This is a genomic window from Fibrobacter sp. UWB12 (genome assembly GCF_900142485.1).
GTDB lineage: Bacteria > Fibrobacterota > Fibrobacteria > Fibrobacterales > Fibrobacteraceae > Fibrobacter.
The window spans coordinates 48,550-73,298 of record NZ_FRAZ01000012.1; the positions used below are offsets into that span (position 1 = coordinate 48,550).

Below are 24,749 nucleotides of genomic sequence, written 5' to 3' on the forward strand. Positions count from 1 at the left end.
ATTTTAAGTGTGTTGGATGAAATCGATTCGATATCGTCCACTTCCGAATGTTGTGTTTTTCCCTACTGCAATTTGTTCGCCTGCAAGAAGGAAACAAAGAATTTCTAGAGGAACTTTTTTGAAATACACTTGACCGATAAATCCGGAATAGTCTATTTGCTGATGTTGCCGGCTGCTTGTTCGCAGTCGATTTTTCATTTGGATATTCACGACGGTATTCAGTGCTTTAAAGGAATCTATGAATGCGGAAATATTCCATTGTTCAGGCAAATCTTCGTTAAGTGCATTGCATAGCGCTTTGAGACGTTGTGAAAGATTACGGGCAAATGCATCAGCATTCCAAGTGGTCAAAAAGTCGCCTCCATACGCACGCAAAGTTGTGGGTGTATAAAAATCTATAACGATATCTTTGTCGCAGTCATCAATTATTTTCAAACAAGCGAAATCACGAAGCATTCCTGATTTTAAGCTTACTTTGGAATCAACTTCGTAATGTATCCCAAATTTTCCAACACCCTCTTTGCCTAAATCGACTAATATCTGATAAAATAAATTCAGCAAGTCTTGATTGTTTCCGAATGTGGTAAATTCCAATTCGAATAAATGTTTATTGGCATTGTTGCGTTTTATGAAAATTGTTGATAGTCTTGGTGGTGTGGCTTTTTTAGGTTCATCCTGTTTGTCGCCGTATGGTCCGATTAACAATTCATAGAGGCATATGGCTTGTTCTTTTTGAGAATGGTAATGGGAATCATTTGATGAACAAATTAAATCATTCAGATAGTAGCCCATTGCCCCGCGTATGCAGGCTTCTGGAAATTGAGAAAAACGCTCTGGCTTTTCGGCTAGTAGGCTGTATCGTGCGCGTGTTATTTTTAATGTAGGCCAAAGCATTTGAAGAATCCTCTTTTTAAAGATAATAATTTTATTCGTGTTTTTTAGACTATGCTTGTTTTTCGCGGCCGTGCTCGCACGGGCATGTCTGAGCCGCTCACTTGGCAGCCGTAAGGCTGCAATCTCTCTTGCGAGAGTAATGCTTTTCAGGGCTCCAGCAGGATATGGCTGCTGCTCACGGCCAGGACGTGTCTTAATCTCTCTTGCGAGAGTATCGCTTTTCAGGGGGCAGACAATTTATTCAAGTACAGTGCCCTTCATGGTCTTAATCTCTCTTTCGAGAGTATCGCTTTTCAGGGGCACGTCTATTTGGGATAAAAGAGTATCCTGTCATTTGGTCTTAATCTCTCTTTCGAGAGTGTTTTATAGTAACTGGATTCTTCACTTCGTTTAGAACATTGTTTGGTATTCGCTTTTCCAAGTCTTATGCGACAGAGGCGAGCGAAGCGGGACCGCTTGCGGGACCATTTCCGAGCCGACAAGCAGGCAGCCGTAAGGCTGCAATCTCTCTTTCGAGAGTATCGCTTTTCAGGGGCCATGATGTCTATGTTCAACGGCGGTGCAAATCCGTTGTCTTAATCTCTCTTGTGAGAGTCCATAATGCTCTAGATCCTTCGACTTCGCTCAGGATGACACTTTAGTACGCTTTCTGCTCTTATGCCTTCTCCAAGTCTTACAAGTGTACAAGGCGAATGGCGCGACCGTGCTTGCACGGGCATGTCTGAGCCGCTCACTTGGCAGCCGTAAGGCTGCAATCTCTCTTGCGAGAGTAATGCTTTTCAGGGTAGAAAACATGAACTTCTCGTAAAGAGATATGAGACGTCTTAATCTCTCTTTCGAGAGTATCGCTTTTCAGGGGGCTAAAAAGGAGAAAGAGTGGAAAGAAATAGATATCAGTCTTAATCTCTCTTGCGAGAGTATCGCTTTTCAGGGGCTGCCAATGTGCGATTCGGGCCTTTACCGGAAATATCTTGTCTTAATCTCTCTTGCGAGAGTATCGCTTTTCAGGGATTATTATCGATAAGATATATCGTCATAATAAAGATAAGTCTTAATCTCTCTTGCGAGAGTATCGCTTTTCAGGGTTAAAACAATGTGCGATGCATTCTTGGTTGAAAAGTCTTAATCTCTCTTGCGAGAGTATCGCTTTTCAGGGAGTACCCTTCCAGAACCCTTGAAAATCAAGGCTTCCAGAGGGGTAAAAGTAACAACTGCCCATCCAAGCACTAAATTATTTGTAACCATTATTTTGCATTGCCCTGAAAAACGGTCGAAAATGGCGTTTTTAGCTCAATTTCGACATGGTAACACGAATGTTGTCTGCAACAATGTCAATTTGCAGCCCGGTATCCCGTACTAGGCTCTATAAATATACTCTTTTTTCGGCCTCAACGGCTTATAAACCGCATTACGGCACTGGATAATCCCTGAATCGTACATGCACAAAGACGTGCGTCATTTGCACGCCCGCAGCGGAATGGACTTCGGTCGCCTCGCGTTTGGTCGTCGCATAAACACAACGCACCCCACGTGCTCGGCACCAGTCTAGCACGCTCACCGTTACGCCCCATTCGCCCTGCACCCACACGACATCGCCATTGGCCACATTTGCCGCAAGCCAATCCAAAAACGGAGCGGCATACTCGCAGACAGAATCCAATTCCGGCGGAACTGTTCCCCATTCCTGCTTCAGCGTTGGCGGTAAATCCACCAGAGTATCGACATTAAGAGACTCTACCGCATTTGCACGCTGTTTTGCAGTCACCGTATGGTTTGTCAGTACGAACAACTTTCTCATTTTCTTCTATCCGGAACAATATATGGTTTCACATATTGCAGATTATCGCGGATGGTCTTAATCATCGTATCCAGGGAATAATCGCCCTTTAGACTGTGAGCCACCTCGTTTCGGATATCAGTTACATCTGTATAGCATTTCCGAAGGCTCAGTTTGAGCAGTTGAGATTCATCGCATGGCTGCATCACGCCCAAAGCTTTTTTCCCCAGCAAAAGCGCTCCGTTTTTTTTAAGATAACTGCAATTATTTTCAAAAAACGGATCCACCAAGTTTTGCTTTCCGCATTTTCCTATCAGTAAATTTTTCGCCCTTAAACGGTCTTGCTTGTCATCGACTTTGTACGCAACGCATTCCGCCATAAAGGAGACGTAGGCTTCCGACAGGCAAAGGGAGGCCGCCGCATAGTGCCTTTGCGCAAACTGGAATTCCGCCAAATAATACTGGTACTGCGAAAGTAGCTTAGCCCTTTTGAACCTATCCAAGAACGCATCTACAATGGGTTTTGCAATCAACCGACCGTATTCTGACATTTGTTCAAAATTAATTTTCCGAATGTTCTTCACTTGCTCTTGGATAGCGCCAATGTAGTTGAAGTTCAACACGTCCGAAAATTCGCGCAGAACCTTTGCCGCATAAAGGTCGCTTTGTGTTGCCGCAGCGTTGCCATCAAGCAAATCAGCGATCTTATAGGCATTGCCCGAACCCATGAATTCAGATGCGCCAGAAATCCAGTCATTGATTTCCAGGATAGATTTCATCTCGATTACCGGAGTTCGACCCATTTCCTGAGTGATATCCAACATGCCATAAGAAATGGAACAGATTGAAATTCTCTTTGAGCTGACATTTCTGAGGAAAATCAGGCTGTTCATCAATAGCAGCGGCAGCGACCTGAACGAATGCGTAATATCGACAAAAAGTTCGTCATTGGGTTCAAGGAATTGTTCCAGCGACAGGACCTTCTTGGAATTTTCATCCATCTCACGCGAGTCCAGCCCGTAATTCACCAGAACAACTTTCGAACCGTTGCCTAAAGATTTTTCGATTTCATTTATATGCGGAAAATCGTCAAGCTTTGTTTTGTGGTTCGCGGATTCGCAAAATTCTCCAATTTCGGCATAGACATCGTCAACACACCCCGAAAAGGCGTAATAGACTTCTTCCCACATCGATTTTGGAGTGCCAATCAAAATGATTTTATCAATTTGATAATGCTTCTTTAAAGCGAGCGCGACAAACGAACTTTCTATACATTCCCCATCGGGGAACGTATATTTTGCACGACGGTACTGGCGATAACCGGAATCTGTTTTTTCCGGTCGGGATGTCCCCAAGAATGAAACAAGAACTCTGGACATTTAATAAAAACCTTTTTCTAATTACGGCAAATATTCAGCCATCGCAACAGATAGAACTTTGACCCGGATTTCCGAATCAATTCCCTTATCTGCAGGGACTGCATCGCTATTATTGACTGCAATCAGCGTATCCTTATCCTTTATATTTACACAGACTTGCCATTTTCCCTTTTTCGTCTGTCCTTTAATTGGAGCGACAACTTCCATAGGGTATGTAGAAATTTTGGGCTGTGGCTTTCCTCTTTGGAAATTGTCTCGCGGAGCACCCGCACTGGGTCTTTCTACAGCTACCGTGACGATATTCTGTTCCACTTTAGGCTTGCGTACAGATTCTTCGAGTTTTTTACGTTCCTCTTCAGAAGCGACAACCTTGAAGCGGCCATAACCGACAGCAGTCTTTGCCCCTGCACCAATTTCATAGAAAGCTTGTCTCAGCACATCCTTCAAATATTGAAGCAAATTGTCAGGCCCTTGCATCGAAACAAAGAAGCTTAATCCGCTGCTTAAAGCTAGTGTCTGAACAGGAATTGGGCTTTCCATCCCATCCGGGAAGCGTTCTCCGCTATAGTATTTTTGATAATGCGGATTGATGATATCCCTTTCAAACCAGCTGTCGCAATCAGGATAGAGCCAGGCGTCATTAAAAACTACTGACCCGGAATATTTCTTTCCATCATAATTGCCACCAAAGATATTCACATAGTCCAGACTTTCCAAAGACAACGTTCCTGTTTTACGCAAGAAACTCGCCAGGATTCCCTTAATAGAAGAACCGCTGATATAAGGAACGCCCCATGGCTTATTCAAGTGAACGCCCACCTCAAGGGCAGATGTATTGCCTGAACCAAGCATTATCCTCGTAAGGCTAACGATGTCAAAAGCAATCGCTGTACCTTGTTGCGCCTGATTATTTACAGCCTTTTTCCATTCGTCAAAAGCATAACTATAAGACTGCTTCAATTCACCATTCAAGCGATATCTAGAAAATTTTTCCAATAATTCTTTTTTTATGTTCGGATCATGAACATCGAACTGAGAAATAAACTTATCAAAAGCAAGACCGAAATTACTCCCATCCCAGCTATTTCCAGCTTTAATTGCAATATTTGCATGAACGTTTCTAATGGCATCTATCGGCATCAGTCATCCCCACCCGATTCGCAGTTACCTTCAATCAAAATATCCGAGACACGCTTGTGCCACTGCAACAGCAACAGCATTCGACGTGTGCATTGCATGTAATCACTGAGGGACATCCCGCGAACTTTAGCCATAAAGGCATCGATATTGTCGTTATTTTCGCTTTCGCGAGTCAAGTCTTTCAAAAGCATCTCATAGTGTTTGTACTTGTTGCTTTTAGACTTCAAAAAAGCGAGGTACTGGATAAGCCCGACTGTACGAAGAATGCCGCCAGAACGTTTGCAAAGCCCCTTGTACTGTCTGAGAACTTTGTTATCCGCAGTTGCATTTACATTTGCCTGGATTCGGGAAAAAACGATATTAGAATACTTTTGACTTGTAGTTCCAGCCATGTTTACCTCCCTACGCTTCAACATGCATCACGACAAAGCCCTTGCCAGTTGTCGCTTTGCCGCCAATTTGGCAATACAGGGATTTCTGTTCCGAAATCAATTGGGCGAGGTCATCCGCAAGTGCAGCCTGCCTTGCATCAAAAGAACGATCGACAGAAATAACGCCAGCAAGCAATGTTTCCGGAGCCATCGTTTCTTCGTACCAAAGCATGCCATCCTTTACGCAACCCGTTTTGTCGTCAATTGCAATATGTGGGTCCACTGGTAATGCCGTTTCAGTCAAGAAATTCAGAGCGTTGTCGTCCACAATCGCAAAACGCTTCTTGAACAACATCTGACCTTCTTCATCGGCAAAGAAATGTTTCGAAAGCAAATCAGCCCAAGCGTCGCATGTCGCCTTAAGAGAATCATCTTCGTTTAGGTCCAACTCTTCGAGATACACGTTTTTTGTTCCCGGAGCGCTGAGAACACTGCCTGTTGTCAAAGCGACTTTGTAATGACCATTCTGAGGATCCACCTGTCTAAAAGTCGGAATCGCAGGGCAATTCTTTTTCCCTACGCGCATGCACAAATCCTTAAACATCTGGAGCGTATAGGTAGAAGCCAGATAAGCAAAAGTTCCGAAATTCGAACGTGTCGGTAAAGCGACCAAGTTTGCATCACCCACAGAAATGGCAGAAGCATAGGATTCGCGATCCGTCGGATCCCCGCCAAAAAGGGCACGAACCTTGCCTTTATTCTGATCATTGCGATACTTCCCGTTCAAGAATTCATCTTTCAGAACGCCCTTCAGCGAAGATCCTGGAATCAGAGGATGTCCCGAAACTGCATGGCGAGCCGTCGGCAAGTCGATATCGATAGAGCCTTGGCCTACACCGCAGTGAACAGACGAAAGGGCACGAATTGAGAATAACATATTTTTCATGGTTTTTCCTTTTTTATTTTAAACTTTTACCTGTTTAGCGGCAAGGCCCAGTACAACAAGCCCAAAGCCGTCTTTTTTCGCCTGACCATCGCAAAGAGAACTACCCCAAAGGTATTTCGCCACATCAGCAGATTGCGAGGGATTTTCCAATTCCAGAAGATACACCGTTCCTGGGCGTACAAGTTTCGAAAGGGCTTTGGGCTTTCCGGGCTTTCCGTCTTTCTTGCTTGCATAATCCCAACCGCTAACGCCATCCCAGCCACTCACGCAGGCAGAACGCAAACGAACACGGTATTCTGTTTCGGGAATATTGACAAATTCAATAGAATCGGCATTCAAGTCCGGCATTAGCCATTGAGGGCACCACCCACCAAAATTGCCATGCGTCATGAGGATGACCTTCAAGAAACGCTGATTGTCAAAGACCTTCTGCAAAGTCGGAAGTTCTAGAGAAGTTTCCTCGACTTCTACAGTCTTGCGTTCGCCACCCAAAAAGGCATCGCCAACAGGCATGGCTTCGGACGTTTCAAAATACATTTCCACTGGAATTACAGAATCATCAGATTGTTTTTTTGCAGCCATATACAACTGCTTATTGGCAAATAAACGCCCATCCTGCGTAGATCGCGTCCCATAATCTAATCCGTTATGGATATGGACATCTGAAATCATGGAAGTTATCCCGATATCGTCCAACAAAAAAGCAGAACCATTGGGCAAACGTTCATTCAAGTACTGGTTAAACGAATCCCAGAACCAGCGCTGCGGAATATCCTTCGCTGGTTTTTCGGAACAGTCTAACGAAGGAACAAGCCAATCTTTATTGCGGATATCCGTTCCGCAATCTGTAGGCATTCCAGCAAACGTGAGTTGATTCAGCTTTAACTTTTCGCCATCCTTCGTAAAAATGACATCCGCAGGCGGAGGCGTCAAGAATTCATTCTTGCCTTTCAATTTGGCATAGTACATCACCTTGCTTATGACAACATTCAAAATCGCTTGAATATTTTCGTCTGTCGTAAAGTAATCAGGACTTTTTGAAAAACCAATTGCAGTTCGAATCATGCCTGCAAGCGTTTGCGGCATAATTGAGCTATAAGAGGAACCACCGAAGTTCTTCTCATCGCCAAACGGTTTTCCATCGCGAAGAATCAACTGATTACGAGTCTTTATAGAATATCGCATTTTACACCCCTAGACATCAGAAACGACACCAGCAATTTGGCGGGCTACAACAAGTTCATCCGAAAGTTTTCTAATAGACGTGCGCCCCACAAGCAATTGGTTCATCTCTTCAGACGCATTTTTCTTCTGTAAGAAAATTCTCTGGACAAGTGCCGACTGAGCGTTCATTGGAACAAGCTTGCCGCCATTGACCTTATATTCAAGCTTATCACCCGCTTCGACATAAGCTTCTCGCAGTTGATAACCCAAGCGAGATGGCAACGTAGAATCATCGGAATCTGACGTATATTGAGCAATCATTTTCTGCATGCGTTCAACAAGTCCCGGCAAGTCGCCCTGCTTTTCCCATTTGCCAGATACGACAATCGGAGCGCCAGAACGTTTGTTTTGGCTAATCGCTAATGCATTCTTGTCATCAAAATTTTTTGCAATTTTTTCGGCACGGCGGGCATAATCAAGCGCATTGCTCAATGGTTCAGAATGGTGTACGATTGCCATGCCGACACTCAACGTCGGAAGTGTCGTTATTCCCTGCGATTTGCAAATGGGTGCCATCGTCTCGGCAAAGGCAAGCCGCAATTCATCGGCACACTTCAATGCCGTTCCCATCGGGACAAATGCCATCACGTCATCGCCACCTGCATAAATAAGGCAACCATCATTTTCCTCAACAATATTCTTGACTTTATCCGCAAATAGGGAAAGTTCCTTCGTGAAATTCTGGAAACCGTCCTTGGTCTTTATCTTGTCGATAGCAGCACCCATGTTGTCGCCATCGCCTAGCAGTACACAGGAATACTTTTGTGGAGCACCCGCCATATCTTTACGGCGAAGCTTACGAAGGGTTTCGCAAGCCTGTAAGGTATTGTTGCAACCGTATTCCAGCCACGTGTCCTGATTTGTCGATTCCTCGTAAATCGCATCCTTCGGGAAATTTTCTCCATCTTCAAACAGGGCTTCGAACTGCTTACGCAGCTTTTGCGTCTCCGAATTCGACTCAATCCGTTTAAACCAGGAGGCGCTTGCAATATCCGCGAGGTCGTCAAATTTTTTTACACGCCTTTTATTTTTCATCGTCCAGAATCTTTTAACAAGGCCAATGGCATCGAGCTTTTCGTTGCGTTTCAACAACCCAGAAATGCAAGCTTTCTCATTCCTTATAACAGTTTCACGCATGCCATCTAGGCTATTTTTCGGGATGCCAAAACCATTCCATGTTGGCGCGTAAAATTCACGAAGGTTCTTTCTGCCTGCAAGCATTTTTTCCACTTCATGGCGAGAAGCTCCGTAATCATCCTGATTCACGGGCACCCACGCTGCAAAAAATTCACCGAAATCCGCAATCTGCGCCCTGAAAAGTTCAACATTCACATTCATCGTCCTATAACGTGAATTAGAATCTATCGCCTGCAAAGTCTCTTCAGAAATCTGGAGTAACAAATCCTTCCACGACTTCTTGGCATTATTGACAACATTCCGAGGATCGTCGCCTTCGTATTCTGCAAGAATCTTGTTTGCAACAACCAGTTCAGAGCAAAACTCCAAATCAGCCGCATTTGCAGGAGCCGGGAAAATCAAGGAACACCCTTGCGATTGCATGGACTTTGCAACACACTTGGAAAGTTCCGAAAGCAACGTGGAACCGAACCACAAATCACGTAACTTGCGGGCAGAAGCAATAAAATCCTGAACCGGGCCTACCGCGATTTCAATCAAGTATTTCATATTTAAGCTTCCTCCATTCCAAGTGCATCAGCAAGAGCTTTCGTAATAGTTCTATTGTTTAGCCTGTATTCCGGCTTGTTCGGATTAACATTCATGTCTTTGCCTTTGGTGTTCGAAGGCAAGCCGCTTGGAGGGACGGGAACTCCATTCAAAATAAGACTCGATGGAAATTTCTGATTTAGGACAAACATCACATTGAACAATTCATTTTGCAATTTGAGCTGCTTAATAAAATAGGGCGAAGGCCAACGTTCTGCATGTCTCCCTCCTATCTTCTCAGCAGGTTCAAGCTTTATATTGTCACGAGGATCGTCTTTACCATTGTTTGATGTGTTAAAATGTGTTATAACGGGCAAACCAAAAGCTGCTCGCGGAAACCAAATTTCATCAGGATGTTCAGGTTTATGCAGATTTTTAGGACTATTCAAAATAGATTTTGGTAAAACAAGTTGACGAATTGCATCCGGCTCGGGCCAATAAGAGCGACCGGGGTGGTTTTCTCCAACTTGAGGAGGCTTTCTATCCTGACGATAATCTCCGTACTTTTTGAGTAACTCTTTAACAGATCCCTTTGCAGACGAATAGAACAGTTTTGCTCCTTTTATCCTTGCATAAGGTAATTCAGCCACATTTCCGCAACCAACATCGTCTATGAACTTCTTCACATCCGCTATTGAAGTAATTCCGCGATCCTTAAGCAATTCTTCAGAATACACGGATCCACAACCGCGACGTGTGCGAGCCCCGACTCCACCAAACAAAGCCCACAAAAGGAGCGAATTTATCGCAGCTTTTTCATGCTCTCTAGGGTATGTGAGCGAAAGAGAAAAAGTGGCTTTCGACAGAAGAGAAGGATTTTGTACATCCTTATTGTTAAAAATAGGGAACAGAACATAAGATGAAAGGATATTCGGTTCAGTCCAAGGTCTCTCTTTTTTTATAGGGGTAACTTCCAAATTTCTGAAGTCCGTAACAGATACTTTCACTTCTGATTTGAGTTTTTTTTCGGAAAGACTTCCGCCCCAAATTTTAGTTTCAGCTTCCAGGAGTTCATCTCTACTAGTGAAACCCTGCATGGTACGCCACCAAAAACGTAATTGCCCCTTAATAGACTGCGAACGAATCGGCGTCTTTTTGTTTATCACAAAGCTATCTTCGTCGCCACCAAACATAGGCGTAATCAAAGTGAACTCGTAAGACTTTGAAATGACTTCACTTTGCTTTAACGCTGGCAAGGTAGCGGAGGCATCTTTAATTTGAATTCTGCGCATTAACAATCCTCTTTTTTATTTCAATAAATCTTTAACAACATTCAAATATTGCAAGCACTCGTTTTCAATTAATCCCGCAGGTCTTGTCATGATACCGTTACCAAGTTGAAGCTGTTGCAATCGCATCGACAAGAAATCCGTTTTTGCACGAATTGTTTTCCAAGCATCCAAAATTTCTTCCTTATCGTTCTCTGAAATTCTAGGAGCTTTCAATGACAATTCTTCATTCAGCTTTTTCAGAATGCCATCATCTTCTTCCTTCACAAATTCAGACAACTCTTCAAATAGCGGAAGATTTTTTCCAAAACTATCACTCAAGTCTTTAAAGGCTTCTTTTCCAACTTTGAATCTTCCGCTTGTCCTTTGGCTTTTCTCCAATTTAAAACCGGCGTGGTTAACATCATTTCTCACCTCTGACAAGGACGAATAAGCACAGCCCACAGCCTTCATTCTCTCTGAAGAAAAGACTTGTTCTAAATCATTCCTTGTTTTTTTATGTTTTTCAGTTGCTTCAAAGTTTTTCTTTCCGCCAATCCACTGCAACGTTGAACCAATCATTTCTCTGTCTTCTTTGCAAGTGTAATCCATACCTATCGCATCCATGCAAATAGATACAATCATTTCTTGCATTATGGTAATGCACTGTTGAGTCATACCATTATCAAAACACCATTTGGCCGCGACAATTCCATTTTTTAATTTTTTCGAATCAGAAAATTCTGCAAATTTGGACTCAATCATTTCTAAAATTGGATCCAAAGCCCTTCTCGGGCCATTTTTTTCGGTATCATTTTCTATAATGTTTTTTATACAAATTCTAATATTCTTTACGTTATCACCATTAACTATTTCAAGCCCACGGCACGTTTGCAACATTCTTGTAATACGTTCAAGGTTTGTGGACAAGGGTTTCATCATCTTTTTCATTTCTAGGGCGAATTCACTAGAGTCATTGCTCCTTTTCACCCAAATACGGTCAATCATGTCGCACAATAACAATGAATTTCCATATTTACTAAATACGTTAGCAGCATTGCTGAAATCCATGATATCGCTAAAGCTCTTGAGCCTAAGCACAGGAGCATTACGTTCATCGATAGGAATGTTTTTCACCATGCCTACCGTGCCCATTTTTTCAAAAGCGCCATAATAAATTTGACCAATAGTCACATTCTTGGTGTTTTTCAAATACGTGAGCAGAACCATGCCAAGCATCGGCAAGCTTCTGAACCCCGAAGTGAAATCAAAATAAATTTCGTCGTTATTATTTATGTTATCATTGATACAGCTAAAGATTTTCCAAATTTCGGTTTCAGAAAAGCCTTCGCAATCCAGAGAAACTGGTGTAATGATCGATTCCGGGAAAATCTTCTTGTCTATTGCCGCAGATTCATCCTCATCGTTCCCGATACCCCTAGCCGCTTTTACCAACTGGTGGTGCAGCCCCCATTTATCCTTGCCAGGCACAATTGGGGGCTTTGTGTTATCGTCTTTATCACGATCGTCAAATTTACCATCTTCCCAATTATTGGCTTTGGCAGCTTCAGTCAAAAAAATCAGGATACGGTCATTTTCTGTCCAGCCCTTGCATTCGTGACGCACGATAGCTTCTTGCACATGACGCACATGCATTTCGCGGTCTTCTACACTGTCAAAATAATAGTTGCACACCGTGTAAGGACCGGCCCCTAAAAAGCCAATAAACACCTTGCGGTTTGGCTTATTCACGGAATCCCTTTCTTCTGCCATATTTTTCTCCATTTTTATCACAAAAGAAAATAATCAAAAAATGGCGAAATGTTAAAATTTTCTTAAAAAAGAACCCCGAACCCCGAAGGATTCGAAGTTCCACATTCTAGAACCTAGAATTCGTCAGCAAAAACTTCGTCAAAATCGATAATCATAATGACCTCTCGTAAAAAAAAGGTGCCCAAGCCAGAGGTCACTACGCATGCGGGCACCACTACACGTTCAACCTCAAAAATACATCCAAACGTTTTCGTTTTATCATGATTATCTCCTATATGATGTTGAGAATGACAAATCGCTCTCCGCTAATAGCGGAATTTCTTAGAGCTTACGCACGACAGAAATAATCTCTGCTGCAACAATCATCGGTATTAATGGAATCATGTTTTACTCCTGATGTTTATGTTGTATGTTGGTTGAGGTTGGTTAGAGATCGAATATTTCGGACAAAATAACTGCAGCGATAATAAACATAAAAGCCTCGTTCTAAGTGAATATTTTACAACGTCAAAACGCCGTGTTTAAGGAATAAAAAAAACGGGCGCACATTCGCGTCCGTCACTTAGCAGGCTTTTTTAAGCACAACAAAGAAATCAGTCGCGAAGACCTTCCCATTTCGTTTGTTTTTTGCTTTTTATAAACATTGAAAATCCTTTCATTACCATCTATTGGGTAATGGAGTTAAATATAACTTATTCGATTGCGATTGTCAAGAATTTTCTATAAAAAATTTTGGTTAAAACACATTGTTACAGACAAACATTTATTGCCACCACTCGAGTGAGAACGGGCTTGCGGAAAGCAACCGTTATGCATTCGTTAACAACATGCTCGGTGCATCGTAATCTCTCTTGCAAGAGTAACGCTTTTCAGAGCATCATCGCCAGCTGATTAACCATGGAAACAGGAAAAACTCTTAATCCCTATTCCGAGAGTAAAGCTTTGCAAGGCTCCAAGTACAAGGCAGTCGAAGCTGAAGAAAACATGTCTTAATCTCTCTTGCAAGAGTCCATAACTCTCTAGATTCTTCGACTTCGCTCAGGATGACACATTTCCGCCTTACTGCGACCGAGGCGAGAGAAGCGGAACAATTTGCGATCCGATAAGCAGGTATCCGACAGGTTGCAATTTCTCTTGCTAGAACAACGCTATTTCTGGAAACCGAAGGATGTCATTTTCTACAATGGTCCGCATTTGTCTTAATCTCTTTTTTCAAGAGTCCCGACAAAACCCTAATCTTTTAATTTCGCTCAAGATGACTCATTTCCAAATCTATTGCGACCAAGGCAAGCGAAGCGGAGTTACTCGCAAGCCCATTTCCAAATCGATAAGCACGCAACCGAAGGTTGCCATCTCTCTTTCGAGAGTATCGCTTTTCAGGCGAATCATTTTCAGCTTCTTGCCGAAGAAGATCTTATGTCTTAATCTCTCTTGCGAGAGTATCGCTTTTCAGGTGTTGAATCGTTCGTAGACGAATGTACCCGTACGTACAAAGTCTTAATCTCTCTTGCGAGAGTATCGCTTTTCAGGGCTTACGGCATTATAATTATTGTCGCATCTGCTATTAGTCTTAATCTCTCTTGCGAGAGTATCGCTTTTCAGGCAGAGTGATCCGGACGGCTTCTTCGAATGGGGTCACATGTCTTAATCTCTCTTGCGAGAGTATCGCTTTTCAGGTACAGAATTCTCGAATGGTACCACTGGCGATGGTATCGTCTTAATCTCTCTTGCGAGAGTATCGCTTTTCAGGGGTACCCTTCCAGAACCCTTGAAAATCAAGGCTTCCAGAGGGGTAAAAGTAACAACTGCCCATCCAAGCACTGAATTGTTTGTAACCATTATTTTGCATTGCCCTGAAAAACGGTCGAAAATGGCGTTTTTAGCTCAATTTCGACATGGTAACACGAATGTTGTCTGCAATAATGTCAAATTACAGTCTCGTATCCCGTACTAGACGCAATAAATATACACTTTTTTGCTCCAAGGGGTCCCTTACCTTCGCAAGGAGTTTTACAAAGGCGGGGGAATTATGGCTTGTTAAAGCACTTTGTAAGCAGGATTTTCTATGCGGTGCCCAATCCCAACAATCCGTATTCCAACATCCGCCTGCGAATCAATGGGGTAAAGGCGGACTGAATCCGTTTCAGGGTCGATGATCCGTTCCGCATTTTCCTCAAATCGTTCTAGCTGCGAATGCTCCATGAACGACTCGAATACCGATTTTTGCACACGAAACCCGGTTGAAAGGCACAACTTGACCATTTCCCTGCGACGGCGGGAATTACAAACATCGAAAGCTACCAGATACTTCATGCTGACTCGCTATATTCAGGATTCCACTGTAAATCTGTCATTTCTATTCCTTCCAAAAGCATTCGACGGAAAGCCTCAACCCGGAGTCGCATCACGCTTCGCCACGGCAAGTTCGCTAAGCCTTGATAGATTCCGTTTGGTCGTTCCATATACTCTTCGTAATGCTTCAGAAAAATTCGCATTTTTGTAGACTTCAAGAATAACTGTCCAGAGGAATCTTCTTCACTTCTTTGTTCAAAATCTTCAGTCGTAAGAATTCTACGATTAAACAAGAACAGTACAAGTCGATCCACCAACGGGTGACGAAATTCCTCGAGCATATCCTGCGCCAGCGAGTTTCTGCCATACGATGGTTCGTGCAAATAGCCCAACATCGGATCCATGCCATAGGATTCTAATAACGATTCCAGAGATCGTGCTGCAAGGGTGTATCCAAAGGAAAGCAGTGCATTTACGGGATCCGTACTTGGGTGGTACTTCCGACCCGGAAATTCAATACCGCAATTCAAACAATGCGAGAAATTTGCAAAATAGATTCTTGCACCATTGCCTTCGTAACCACGCAGCACATCTCTATCAAAACCCTGTAATTCACGAACAGCGTTCAGGTTGCGCAGGTATTCCTCGCGGTTTTCAAAGCGGAATGAATTGTGGGAATTCTTGGAATATGCATCCAAAACACGCAATCCGTTTTCTAGCTTACGAACAATGCAGGCCTTCGCCAACTCAAAAGCTCGCTCTCGGTTTCGGAAAGCATCATACTGGCAAAGTCGCAAAGGCACATTCTTGCCTATGGACGATACAAGCCGCCCTCTATAACGTCCGCCACTACTCAAAAAAGCGATATCGGTCCCCTTATCCAACAATGCAAGTATCGCGCCTGTTGTCGGGTGCACAGCCCCAAAGAGCGATAGCGAATCTACTTCGGACAATAGAATATCGTCTATGGTTGTGCCGTCGCGCTGGACCACCAAGTGTTCGCCGCACTTATTCAAGCGCGTGCCCTGTTCTGTAACATATAAGTGCATACAAACTCCTTAAAAAAAGGCGCCGTGTGTGATGTGTTATTCCTATTCAGTCTGCGGGCGCCCAGCACGGACCGTCTAGTTCTTTTCATTTGCTCATAAAATTTTCCTTTTCGGTTTACATTTTTACTTCTTGAAAACATCAAGCAAGAAATCAGCAATAACTTCAATAGCTTCCTTCAGCTCTTCGTCCATAAAGACTCCTTTATTTAGATGTTGATTATTCGGGGAAGTCTTATCCGCCCTTCCCATTAGCGGGACTTTACTAAAGCCTCTTCACAACCTTGATAACGGATGCTGCGATAATGACAGCGGCAACAACAGGATGCATTGTCAACTCCTTTTTCTGTATATTGTTTTTCGAGAAAACTTATCCACCTTTCCCGTTAGCGGTTTAACATCGTATGCCGGGCGCAAAGCTAGTCGAAAAGATCGATCAGAGCATCTACGATAACGGCAATGGCATCAACCAGTTCTTCGTGCATATTCGATTCCTTTATTATGAGTGACTTTTGGGGAGCCTTATCCGCCCTCCCCGATAGCGCAGCTTCGCTAGAGCTTCTTCACAACCTTGATAACGGTAGCAGCGACGACGAGTGCGGCAACAACTGGATGCATAGTTTATTCCTTTGTTTAGACTAGATGTACGGGAAAACTTATCCGCCTTTCCCGATAGCGGTTTTAAGACCGTTTGCAGGTCGCAAAGCTAGTCGAAAAGATCGATCAGTGCATCCGCGATAACGGTGATGGCTTCAACCAGTTCTTCGTGCATAATCTGTTCCTTTGTTTAGAATGTTGAGTGTTTTGGGGAGTCTTATCTGCCTTCCCCGATGGCGTAGCTTCGCTAGAGCTTCTTCACGACCTTGATAACGGTAGCGGCGACGATGAGAGCGGCAACAGCTGGATGCATATTTTGTTCCTTTGTTTAGAATGGATGCACGGGAAAACTGACTGCCTTTCCCGATGGCAGACCTTGATGGTTTTTGTGGAGAATAAAAAAAACGGGCGCTTTTTCGCGTCCGTCCTCAGTAGGCTTCATTTATAAGCACAACAAAGAAATCAGTCGCGAAGACCTTCCCATTTCGTTTGTTTTGTGCTTTTCGTAAAAATCATTTTGAAGTCCTTTCATTCACGCTCTTGTGCAGTGAATGAAATCAAATATACGTTATTGAATTTCGATTGTCAATAGTTTTTATAAATTTTTTTGATTTTATTGTTTTTTTAATGAAGAATTTAAGTAAATAGTTTATATAAAATTAAAATGAAGCAAAAGCGTTTCATAAGCATTTTCAAAATTCCTCCGCAACGCGACCCCTTGACGCGCATTATCAGACTAGTATATATTATTCCCCGTAGATTGCACTAACCCTGCCGACGTCGATAAATTGACGCCGTTGGCGTCCGTATCATAGTCTCGGTCATAGTTTCCAAGCTTGAAACTGCGACTCTCGACTCAGTACTATTCAGGGCAGGAAGTTCCACTATCTGCTTGACGCCGACCTCCCTTTGTTCCGCTCGACAGGCGTGAAAATTCGAGGCAGCATACACCCTATGGGGAAACTGGCCCCCTGGCGATCAACGTAGAGCACCGTCTGTCATTAATGGCGGACGTTAAACGCATGTCATTGAAAAATTTGCAAGCGGATTGCCCGACGGCGACCGTGGTTTATGGCTGTTGTCTTTGCAGCTTTCGTATGCGGGCTTTAACAAACTTATACGGAGATTCAGATGAATCGCACACAACATTATTCCTTGCTCAGGGCAATGGAAATCGACAAGAAAAACCTTCTCAAGTACCAGGAAATCTACAACTACGCCTACATCCTCAGCGACGGCATCTTCAAGATCGTCTTCGCCGAAGAAAAGGACCACACGCTCCTCATTTCGCTTGTGAACGCGATGCTTGATTTACACGATGGCGATGCGATCAAGGATATCACGCTCGAAATGCAGGAGTTTCCCGGCGCGTTCACCAAGAAGGACTGCATCGTGGATATTATCGGAACGACCAACGCGGGCGAACGCGTGCTGGTCGAGGTGCAGCAGCAGGGTGACGAATTTTACCGCGACCGTGTGGAATATTACATGTCCCGCGTCATCGAAAACCAGGTGCATACGAGCGAAAAATACGAACTACCCCGCATTTACTTCCTCGGGCTCTTGGACTTTACGCTTTCCCCGGAAGAGCCGCAGAAGTACATCCACCACGTTGATGAAATGTGCTACGGTAGGAAGTTCTTCCCGAAAATCCAGAAGATTTTCGTGGAAATCGAGAAGTTTTTCAGGCTCGAAGAAAAGGGGATTACCACGAACGACAGCTCCGAAGCCGCGCAGTGGCTCCGCGCCATCAAGGTGACTATCAATGAGGAACCCGTTCCCGAAAAGATTATGCAGAACGAAACGTTCAGGAGGTTGTTTGATTCTGTGAAATTGATTAATTTTGCAGAAGAGCTATTCAACTGCGAGGTAAAGAACGTGACGGACTTGATGGTAGAACATGAAATCGGATTTGCCGAAGGGCGCAAAGACGGGCTCGCTGAGGGCGAGCTCAAGAAGGCTCGTGAAATGGCTGCCAAGATGCTTGCCAAGAATAAGCCTATAGAAGAGATTATGGAATTCACGGAGCTTTCTGAATCTGAGATTCTTGCTATCAAGTCAAGGGTTGCGCCCTAGCAGAGTGCGTTTGTGCATAGGCGAGGTGTTGTACTCGTTTGTAGTCCATGGATATCTTCCGTGGGCTTTCTTTTTCTTATTGTTTTTATGTATATTATTTCCACAAGAAGAAAGGAGATTATATGGTAACCGTTATTGTTATCGCCGTTATCGTGATTTTAGTCCTCTGCTTCATTTCCATGTACAATGGACTTGTGAAGCTCCGCAATAATCGCGAGAATGCCTTTGCCAATATCGATGTGCAGCTCAAGCAGCGCTATGATCTTGTACCGCAGCTGGTCTCGACGGTCAAGGGTTATGCTTCTCACGAAAAGGACGTGCTTGAAAAGGTGACTGCTGCCCGTGCTGCCGCCATGAGCGCAACGACTATTGACGAGAAGGTTGCTGCGGACAAGGCAATGAGTAGTGCGCTTTCGGGGCTCAAGGTATCGCTTGAAGCTTATCCGGAACTTAAGGCAAACCAGAACTTCTTGCAGCTGCAGACAGAACTTGCAGATATCGAGAACAAGCTTGCTGCTGCTCGCCGCTTCTTCAATTCTACGACTCGCGAATTCAACAATGCTTGCGAAACATTCCCGAGCAATATCATTGCCGGTATGTTTAACTTTAAGCGTGCTGCCATGTACGAGGCAACTGAAAATCGCGCAACGCTTGAAAAAGCTCCCGAGGTGAAGTTTTAATTAGGTCGCTATCACCTAAATTATGCGCTATGTCGGTATCCAAACCCAGATTTGGCGGAATAATCGCAATACGGTTATTCTGCTTTTAATGTTCCCGCTACTTTTGCTGGGAATGGTTTTGGGTTCTATCATGATGCTCGATTGGCTCGGGTATTTTTGTTGGGAAGGACATTGTGATGCGGGGCTTCAGGCGACTACGTTTCATTGGCCTGCCATTTGGGAAATTTTTTATGCAGTGGCGCCGTATGTGCTTGGGATAACCGCAATCTGGTTCATCATTGCGTACTTTGCGAATGTTTCTATCATCCGTCATGCAACGCACGCGCGCCCGCTCGAGCGCAAGGAGAATGTCCGCGTTTATAACATCGTCGAAAACCTCTGCATTGCAGGCGGTATCGAGATGCCGAAAATCAACATTGTCCAGGACTCAAGCTTGAATGCTTTTGCAAGCGGCATTGATATAAATTCCTATACGGTTACGCTCACGACGGGAATTATAGATAAGCTAGATGATGCTGAGCTTTCGGCTGTTGTGGGCCATGAACTCACGCATATTAAGAATCGCGATACACGCCTTATGGTGGTGTGCATTGTTTTTGTCGGGATTTTCTCCATGCTCATGCACGGGATATTCCGTATTTTGGGTTCTATAACACGTGCACCGCGCCGCTCAAACCGCAAGAATGGTGGGGGAATCATTCTTATTTTACTTGTTGTTTTGCTTTGGGCCGCTGTGGGTTACTTTTTCAGTTCATTGACGCGGCTTGCCATTTCTCGCAAGCGTGAGTATGTTGCTGATGCTGGGGGAGCCGAGCTTTGCGGTGACCCGCTTGCCCTTGCTTCTGCGTTGAGGAAAATTTCTGAAGACCCTGGGCTAGCCAATGTGAAGCGTAGCGATATTGCACAGCTTTACGTTATTCACCCTGATGAAGAATTCGACAACAATATGGGTCTTAAGGGTTGGGTAGCTAAAGCGAATATCATGTTCTGCACGCACCCGGATACGCCCGAACGCATTAAGTTGCTCGAACAATTTTAAGTTCCATTTGCAAATAGAAAAGGCACCCCGAACGGGGTGCCTTAAACCTTCCTATGAAAGATTAGAATTTGGACTTAAGGGCTTGCGGGCAAGGCACTTCTTTATAAGTGTGGTTCGGGTTGCCTGCGGCTTCCATCCAAGTGGCGAGGAAGAGGCAGCCTTCCTTGGCTTCAGCATCGTTTGCAAAGGCGCTGTTGCACTTCTTGGTAAGGCATTCCTTACGCAGGGTGAGGAGGTTGCCATTGTAACCGACTTCCTTTTCGCAGTCGGAGAGGAGGCCACCGTATGTCGTGGTGTTTTGCGGAATGTTCCAGCCCATCTGGCTGCATCCGTTAAATGCACCGAATCCGCCACCCGGAATCATGATGTCGAACTGGCCGCCTTGCACGTCGTAACCGATGTTGGAAGCCATCACGACGAGGGTCTTGCCCTTGAGTGCCTGATGGTTAGCCTTGGTTTCGTACTTGCCAGTGCCGGTGAAGGTGAGGGCGAAGCACTTGCCGCATGTAGCATCGTTACCTGGAGTCGCTGCGAAAGCGTAGGCGAGTTTGTCGCTCACGATTATAGGAATCTGGCTTGTGCAAGTTGTACCCTGGCCACCAGAGCAGATGCTGCCGCTAGTGTTGCCAATCGGATTCTTGCCCTTGGCGTCGCAAGTCTTGGCTGCACCGCCATGTTCTGGCCATGCGCAGTGAGGCATGCAGCAGTCCCAATAACGGGTAGCGAAGCCCTGCTGTCCACCGGCGCCAGCGTTGAGATACTGGGCTTCTTCAGCGGAAGCGTTGGGATTGCTTTGTGTCTGGGAGCTGCTCGACTTGGGAGCGCTGCTAGAGGATTTCGGCTGGCTGCTGGAAGACTTCGGCTGTTGCTGAGAAGAAGAGGACTTTGCACTGCTAGAAGATTTGGCTGTGCTGTTGGAGCTCTTTGCCGGAGAGTTGCCGCTAACCGTCAATACGAAGGAGAACTTCTGGCCATCGATAGTAATTTCTTCTGTGGCCGTTGCTTCATTCCAGTAATCAGGAACGGAACCTTCAAGAGAGTAGGTCTTTGCGTTCTTGTCGTAGTTTGCTTGCAAGAAGTGCAATGTCCAGTTGCGGTTCGGTTCGGATTCAACACCGCTAAAGGTCACCTTGCTGATGGAGGCTCCCTTTGCGACTGTCTGGGTCAAGTTACCTGTCACGGTGACGTTACCAACTACAGTAGGCTGTGTTGCAGAAGAGCTTGCCGGCTTCGGCTGGTCAACCTTTTGAGAAGAGGAAGACTTCGGCTGCTGCTGGTTGTTCTTGGCAGAGCTAGAGCTTGCAACAGGAGTCGGGCCCGGAATATATGCCGAGGAACTGCTGACAGCTACGATTGCACTGGAGCTAACGCCAGTGCCGATATTGGCAGCGTTCGGATCGATTCCGCCCGGGAGAAGAATTGTCTGTCCGGTAATGGTTGCCTTGGATCCATCGGCGTAGGTAATTGTCTTGTCCGGACTGACAACAGGGAGGGTTGCAAGGTTTACGTTATTTACAATTGCATTGCCGCTCAAGTCCACGATAGAACCTGTAGCGACATCGAATGCACCAACAGGAATGCTAGTTTCGTTGGTGACGAGATATGTGCCTGTTCCGTTCGGCACGATTAAGAAAATTTGTGAGCCCGCCACGAGCATCCAGCTATTTTGATCTACTTCGAGAGCAGGTTTTGGAGTAGCGGTTGCTTCGATGCCAGATTGTGCAGCGGAAGCGAGGTCTTCGGAGCAGTTCCATGCAACGAGGGAAAGGCCGAAAACGGCGAGGGTTTTGAAAATTTTATTCTTCATAGTGTATACTAAGCCCTTAAAAAGTTGCACCCATGAATCCAATCATCCCGGCTTAAAGATAAAATCTTATTGAGAAAAATGCTCGTAAATAAGAGTAAAAAGAACTAAACAGGAACAAATTGTGAATCATAACACAAACTGTTTATTATCAAAGACTTACAAAAAAGAAAAACGCCCCTTACCGGGGCGTTTAGTTCCATTTTAGACTTGTCGATTAGTACTTGTCCTTGAGTACCTGCGGGCATTCCACTTCCACGTATTCGTGGTTCGGGTTGCCTGCTGCTTCCATCCATGTTGCAAGGAAGAGACAGCCCTTCTTTGCTTCTTCGTCGTTGGCGAACGACTTGTTGCACTTTTCGGTGAGGCAGCTCTTGTATTTGCCTGCGGCGTATTTCGTCTCGGTTTCGCAATCAGAGAGGAGACCGCCGTATTGTGCGCCCTGGCTGCCCCAGCCCATGCTAGAGCATCCGTTGAACATACCGACGCCACCACCCGGAATCATGATGTCGAACTGCCCTTGCTGAACGTCGCCACCTACGTTGGTTGCCATGATGATGAGCTTCTTGCCTTTAAGTCTCTTGATGTTTGCGTCGTTAGAATACTTACCGGTACCGGTGAAGGTAAGCTGGAAGCACTTACCGCAGGAGCCGCCGTTTGCTGCCGGAACTGCCGCGAATGCGAATGCCATTTCGGTACAGCCGTCAATCGTAAACGGAATTTGGCTTGTGCAAGTCATCTGAGGACCGCCACTGCAGATACTGCCGTCGCCCCAGTTCGTGTTTGCGGACTTGCCCTTGTTGGTGCACTGCTTGGAGAAGTTGCCACCAGAGTGTTCCGGCCATGAGCAGTGAGGCTTGCAGCAATCCCAATAACGGGTTGCCCAACCAGAACCGCCGTTGCCCTTAGTCTTGATTGTCGGGCACTTGCCGGTCACAGGTGCAGAACTGCTGCTCGGAGGAGGAGCGGAGCTGCTGCTGCTCTTCGGCTTGGAAGAACTGCTCTTGGGTGTTGCGCTGCTGCTGTTCGGGTTTGGCGGGATATAAGTAGAGGAACTGCTAACAATCGGTTGCTGTGAGCTCGAAGATACGACTGGAGCGGTATAATCCACGCACTTGGCGCCCGGTGTAAGGATGGGGAGCGTTAAGATGTTCGAAGTCGTAGTGAGTACAGTGACCATGTCAATGTACTTGATGGTATTTGTTGTAAAGTCGGCATAACCGATGGGTGTGCCATCTGGCATGGTGACGACAGTGTTCTGGTAAATGACGTAGTCGCCAGTCGCATCCTTCAAGTGGAAGGCCGGTTCCAGAATCTTGTAGCGGACATTGTCGCCGTGGATAAGCGGAAGTGTATTGAGATCGATGTTGTTGACAACCGGCTTGCCGGACATATCGACTACATTGACGAGTGTAGAGCCCGAGGTCGCAACGATTGTACCGACTTGAGTACCGGCTTCATCAGTTACCGTGAGGTCTGCATAAAGGAGGTATTTCTTGTCGGCCACTAGGTACCAAGCGTCAACGCAGGTCGAAATGGAGGCATCGGGCTGCGGATTCGTATTGCACCTTGCAGCGTCGCCAGGAATTACCGGCGTTTTAGCCAAATCAACCTGAGGAATGATGGTATTGCCTGCCATGTCCTTGACGATGGCGATCAATGTTCCCTGGATAGGGACGAGCTTACCGACTTGGTTTCCGGCAAGGTCGGTGACTCTTTGATCTTTATACATCAAAAGACCCTGTTCTTGCAGATACCAAGCGTCTTCACAAGGTATAATAGAAACATCGCTACCATTGCTGGGCGATTTATCATCCGAACAAGAACAAGCCAAAATAATAGTTCCAAGCGAAAGCAAGGATCTCAAAAAGGGGTATTTCATAGAAGTTCCTCAGAAATATTCCCCAAACACCTCGTGTAAAGATAGAAATGTGTATATACAATGTCTTGTAAAAAAACTTTTCGCATCGATTTCGTGTTGTGATAGTGACTTAGAACAAATTGGACGGGGGAGAACGGGCCTCGGCTTTTGTAAAACATTGTAAAAATTATTGATGTAAAAATCTTTTTACAAATCGTAACGTGTTGAAAATTACGAGCTTAGTGAATTTAATTGAGTTGTTGATAAGTTGTTAGAAAACTGGTTTTATAGTTGAAATAAAATATTGAACCTTTGAAATTTAAGCAAAAAAGGGCAATTTTTACCTAGGATTTAAGCGTGTTTTCAACAGCCGAAAAACGATGAAAAAGTTGTGGATAAGTCCGAAAATCCGCATTTTTGGCGAAATTTCAAAAGAAAAAATCTTGCAAATAATCTAGAAATTATTAAATTTGTGTTCCAATTTCGCAGAGTACCGCTTCCTATGCTTTGCGAAAATACGGAGAACTCGTGTAGTTCTCTTGAACTTGAAGCGATAAACCTTCTGCTGAAGAAGAGGAAAAAATGGCAAAAGAACATTTTGACAGAAGCAAGCCGCACTGCAACATCGGCACCATCGGCCACGTTGACCACGGTAAAACCACTTTGACCGCTGCAATCTGCACCACCCTTGCTGCTAAGGGTCTTGCCGCTGCAAAGCGTTTCGACGAAATCGACAACGCTCCGGAAGAAAAGGCTCGTGGTATCACGATTAACACTTCCCACGTGGAATACACCACTGCTAACCGTCACTACGCACACGTCGACTGCCCGGGGCATGCTGACTATGTGAAGAACATGGTGACTGGTGCTGCTCAGATGGACGGCGCTATCCTCGTCGTTGCTGCTACTGACGGCCC

General features: G+C 45.0%; 19 protein-coding genes and 2 CRISPR repeat arrays. Of the genes, 5 read left to right on the plus strand and 14 right to left on the minus strand.

The window, feature by feature from the left end:
• Positions 1 to 3: 3 nt before the first annotated feature.
• From cas6 to cas1, 12 genes are all read right to left on the minus strand, one after another.
• On the minus strand, positions 4 to 894 hold the full coding sequence (gene cas6, locus BUA34_RS14735; RefSeq protein ID WP_072830899.1) for a CRISPR system precrRNA processing endoribonuclease RAMP protein Cas6: 891 nt from the start codon (positions 892 to 894) through the stop codon (positions 4 to 6).
• Between the two features lie 748 nt (positions 895 to 1,642).
• Positions 1,643 to 2,050: a CRISPR direct-repeat array (repeat unit 37 nt; unit sequence GTCTTAATCTCTCTTGCGAGAGTATCGCTTTTCAGGG).
• Positions 2,051 to 2,302: 252 nt separating this feature from the next.
• Positions 2,303 to 2,692, minus strand: a complete 390-nt coding sequence (gene csx20, locus BUA34_RS14740; protein ID WP_072830901.1) for a CRISPR-associated protein Csx20 — start codon at positions 2,690 to 2,692, stop codon at positions 2,303 to 2,305.
• Positions 2,689 to 4,050 (minus strand): TIGR02221 family CRISPR-associated protein, encoded by a 1,362-nt coding sequence (gene csx2, locus BUA34_RS14745; protein WP_072830903.1) that lies wholly within the window; start codon positions 4,048 to 4,050, stop codon positions 2,689 to 2,691. Before csx2 (BUA34_RS14745) ends, csx20 begins: the two co-directional genes overlap by 4 nt.
• 21 nt (positions 4,051 to 4,071) lie before the next feature.
• Positions 4,072 to 5,190, minus strand: a complete 1,119-nt coding sequence (gene cmr6 / locus BUA34_RS14750; protein ID WP_072830905.1) for a type III-B CRISPR module RAMP protein Cmr6 — start codon at positions 5,188 to 5,190, stop codon at positions 4,072 to 4,074.
• The gene (gene cmr5, locus BUA34_RS14755; RefSeq protein WP_072830907.1) at positions 5,190 to 5,582 is read right to left on the minus strand and encodes a type III-B CRISPR module-associated protein Cmr5; all 393 of its coding nucleotides are present in this window, start codon (positions 5,580 to 5,582) and stop codon (positions 5,190 to 5,192) included. The genes cmr6 and cmr5 overlap by 1 nt, the downstream gene beginning before the upstream one ends.
• A gap of 10 nt (positions 5,583 to 5,592) precedes the next feature.
• On the minus strand, positions 5,593 to 6,507 hold the full coding sequence (gene cmr4, locus BUA34_RS14760) for a type III-B CRISPR module RAMP protein Cmr4 (protein WP_072830909.1): 915 nt from the start codon (positions 6,505 to 6,507) through the stop codon (positions 5,593 to 5,595).
• Positions 6,508 to 6,525: 18 nt separating this feature from the next.
• Complete coding sequence (locus tag BUA34_RS14765) at positions 6,526 to 7,692, minus strand: type III-B CRISPR module-associated Cmr3 family protein (RefSeq protein WP_072830911.1); 1,167 nt, start codon at positions 7,690 to 7,692, stop codon at positions 6,526 to 6,528.
• Between the two features lie 9 nt (positions 7,693 to 7,701).
• Positions 7,702 to 9,417 (minus strand): type III-B CRISPR-associated protein Cas10/Cmr2, encoded by a 1,716-nt coding sequence (cas10, locus tag BUA34_RS14770; protein WP_072830913.1) that lies wholly within the window; start codon positions 9,415 to 9,417, stop codon positions 7,702 to 7,704.
• A 2-nt stretch (positions 9,418 to 9,419) separates the two neighbouring features.
• Complete coding sequence (gene cmr1 / locus BUA34_RS14775; RefSeq protein ID WP_072830915.1) at positions 9,420 to 10,688, minus strand: type III-B CRISPR module RAMP protein Cmr1; 1,269 nt, start codon at positions 10,686 to 10,688, stop codon at positions 9,420 to 9,422.
• Between the two features lie 15 nt (positions 10,689 to 10,703).
• On the minus strand, positions 10,704 to 12,437 hold the full coding sequence (csx2, locus tag BUA34_RS14780) for a TIGR02221 family CRISPR-associated protein (RefSeq protein ID WP_072830917.1): 1,734 nt from the start codon (positions 12,435 to 12,437) through the stop codon (positions 10,704 to 10,706).
• A gap of 1,345 nt (positions 12,438 to 13,782) precedes the next feature.
• Positions 13,783 to 14,187: direct repeats of the CRISPR family, unit length 36 nt; unit sequence GTCTTAATCTCTCTTGCGAGAGTATCGCTTTTCAGG.
• Between the two features lie 287 nt (positions 14,188 to 14,474).
• On the minus strand, positions 14,475 to 14,750 hold the full coding sequence (gene cas2 / locus BUA34_RS14785) for a CRISPR-associated endonuclease Cas2 (protein ID WP_072830920.1): 276 nt from the start codon (positions 14,748 to 14,750) through the stop codon (positions 14,475 to 14,477).
• Complete coding sequence (gene cas1, locus BUA34_RS14790) at positions 14,747 to 15,778, minus strand: CRISPR-associated endonuclease Cas1 (protein WP_072830922.1); 1,032 nt, start codon at positions 15,776 to 15,778, stop codon at positions 14,747 to 14,749. The genes cas2 and cas1 overlap by 4 nt, the downstream gene beginning before the upstream one ends.
• 498 nt (positions 15,779 to 16,276) lie before the next feature.
• On the opposite strand from cas1, the gene BUA34_RS15965 reads away from it, so the two are divergent.
• The 4 genes from BUA34_RS15965 to BUA34_RS14810 all read left to right on the plus strand — a co-directional run bounded on the left by BUA34_RS15965 (position 16,277) and on the right by BUA34_RS14810 (position 20,167).
• Positions 16,277 to 16,417 carry a hypothetical protein gene (locus tag BUA34_RS15965; RefSeq protein WP_175545466.1) on the plus strand — a complete coding sequence of 47 codons (141 nt, stop codon included), beginning with the start codon at positions 16,277 to 16,279 and terminating at the stop codon, positions 16,415 to 16,417.
• A gap of 1,086 nt (positions 16,418 to 17,503) precedes the next feature.
• On the plus strand, positions 17,504 to 18,448 hold the full coding sequence (locus BUA34_RS14800) for an Rpn family recombination-promoting nuclease/putative transposase (protein WP_072830926.1): 945 nt from the start codon (positions 17,504 to 17,506) through the stop codon (positions 18,446 to 18,448).
• Between the two features lie 122 nt (positions 18,449 to 18,570).
• Positions 18,571 to 19,128, plus strand: coding sequence for a LemA family protein (locus tag BUA34_RS14805; RefSeq protein ID WP_072830946.1), 558 nt, complete (start codon positions 18,571 to 18,573; stop codon positions 19,126 to 19,128).
• A gap of 22 nt (positions 19,129 to 19,150) precedes the next feature.
• Positions 19,151 to 20,167 (plus strand): M48 family metallopeptidase, encoded by a 1,017-nt coding sequence (locus tag BUA34_RS14810; protein WP_072830928.1) that lies wholly within the window; start codon positions 19,151 to 19,153, stop codon positions 20,165 to 20,167.
• Positions 20,168 to 20,228: 61 nt separating this feature from the next.
• On the opposite strand, the gene BUA34_RS14815 is transcribed toward BUA34_RS14810, so the two are convergent.
• Both BUA34_RS14815 and BUA34_RS14820 read right to left on the minus strand, forming a co-directional pair.
• Positions 20,229 to 21,974 (minus strand): glycosyl hydrolase family 5, encoded by a 1,746-nt coding sequence (locus BUA34_RS14815; RefSeq protein ID WP_072830930.1) that lies wholly within the window; start codon positions 21,972 to 21,974, stop codon positions 20,229 to 20,231.
• A gap of 214 nt (positions 21,975 to 22,188) precedes the next feature.
• Positions 22,189 to 23,853 carry a glycosyl hydrolase family 5 gene (locus BUA34_RS14820; protein WP_072830932.1) on the minus strand — a complete coding sequence of 555 codons (1,665 nt, stop codon included), beginning with the start codon at positions 23,851 to 23,853 and terminating at the stop codon, positions 22,189 to 22,191.
• Between the two features lie 561 nt (positions 23,854 to 24,414).
• Between BUA34_RS14820 and BUA34_RS14825 the strand changes: the two genes are divergently transcribed.
• Positions 24,415 to 24,749, plus strand: a 335-nt coding sequence (locus BUA34_RS14825; protein WP_170861551.1) for a GTP-binding protein, incomplete at its 3' end; no start/stop codon positions are given.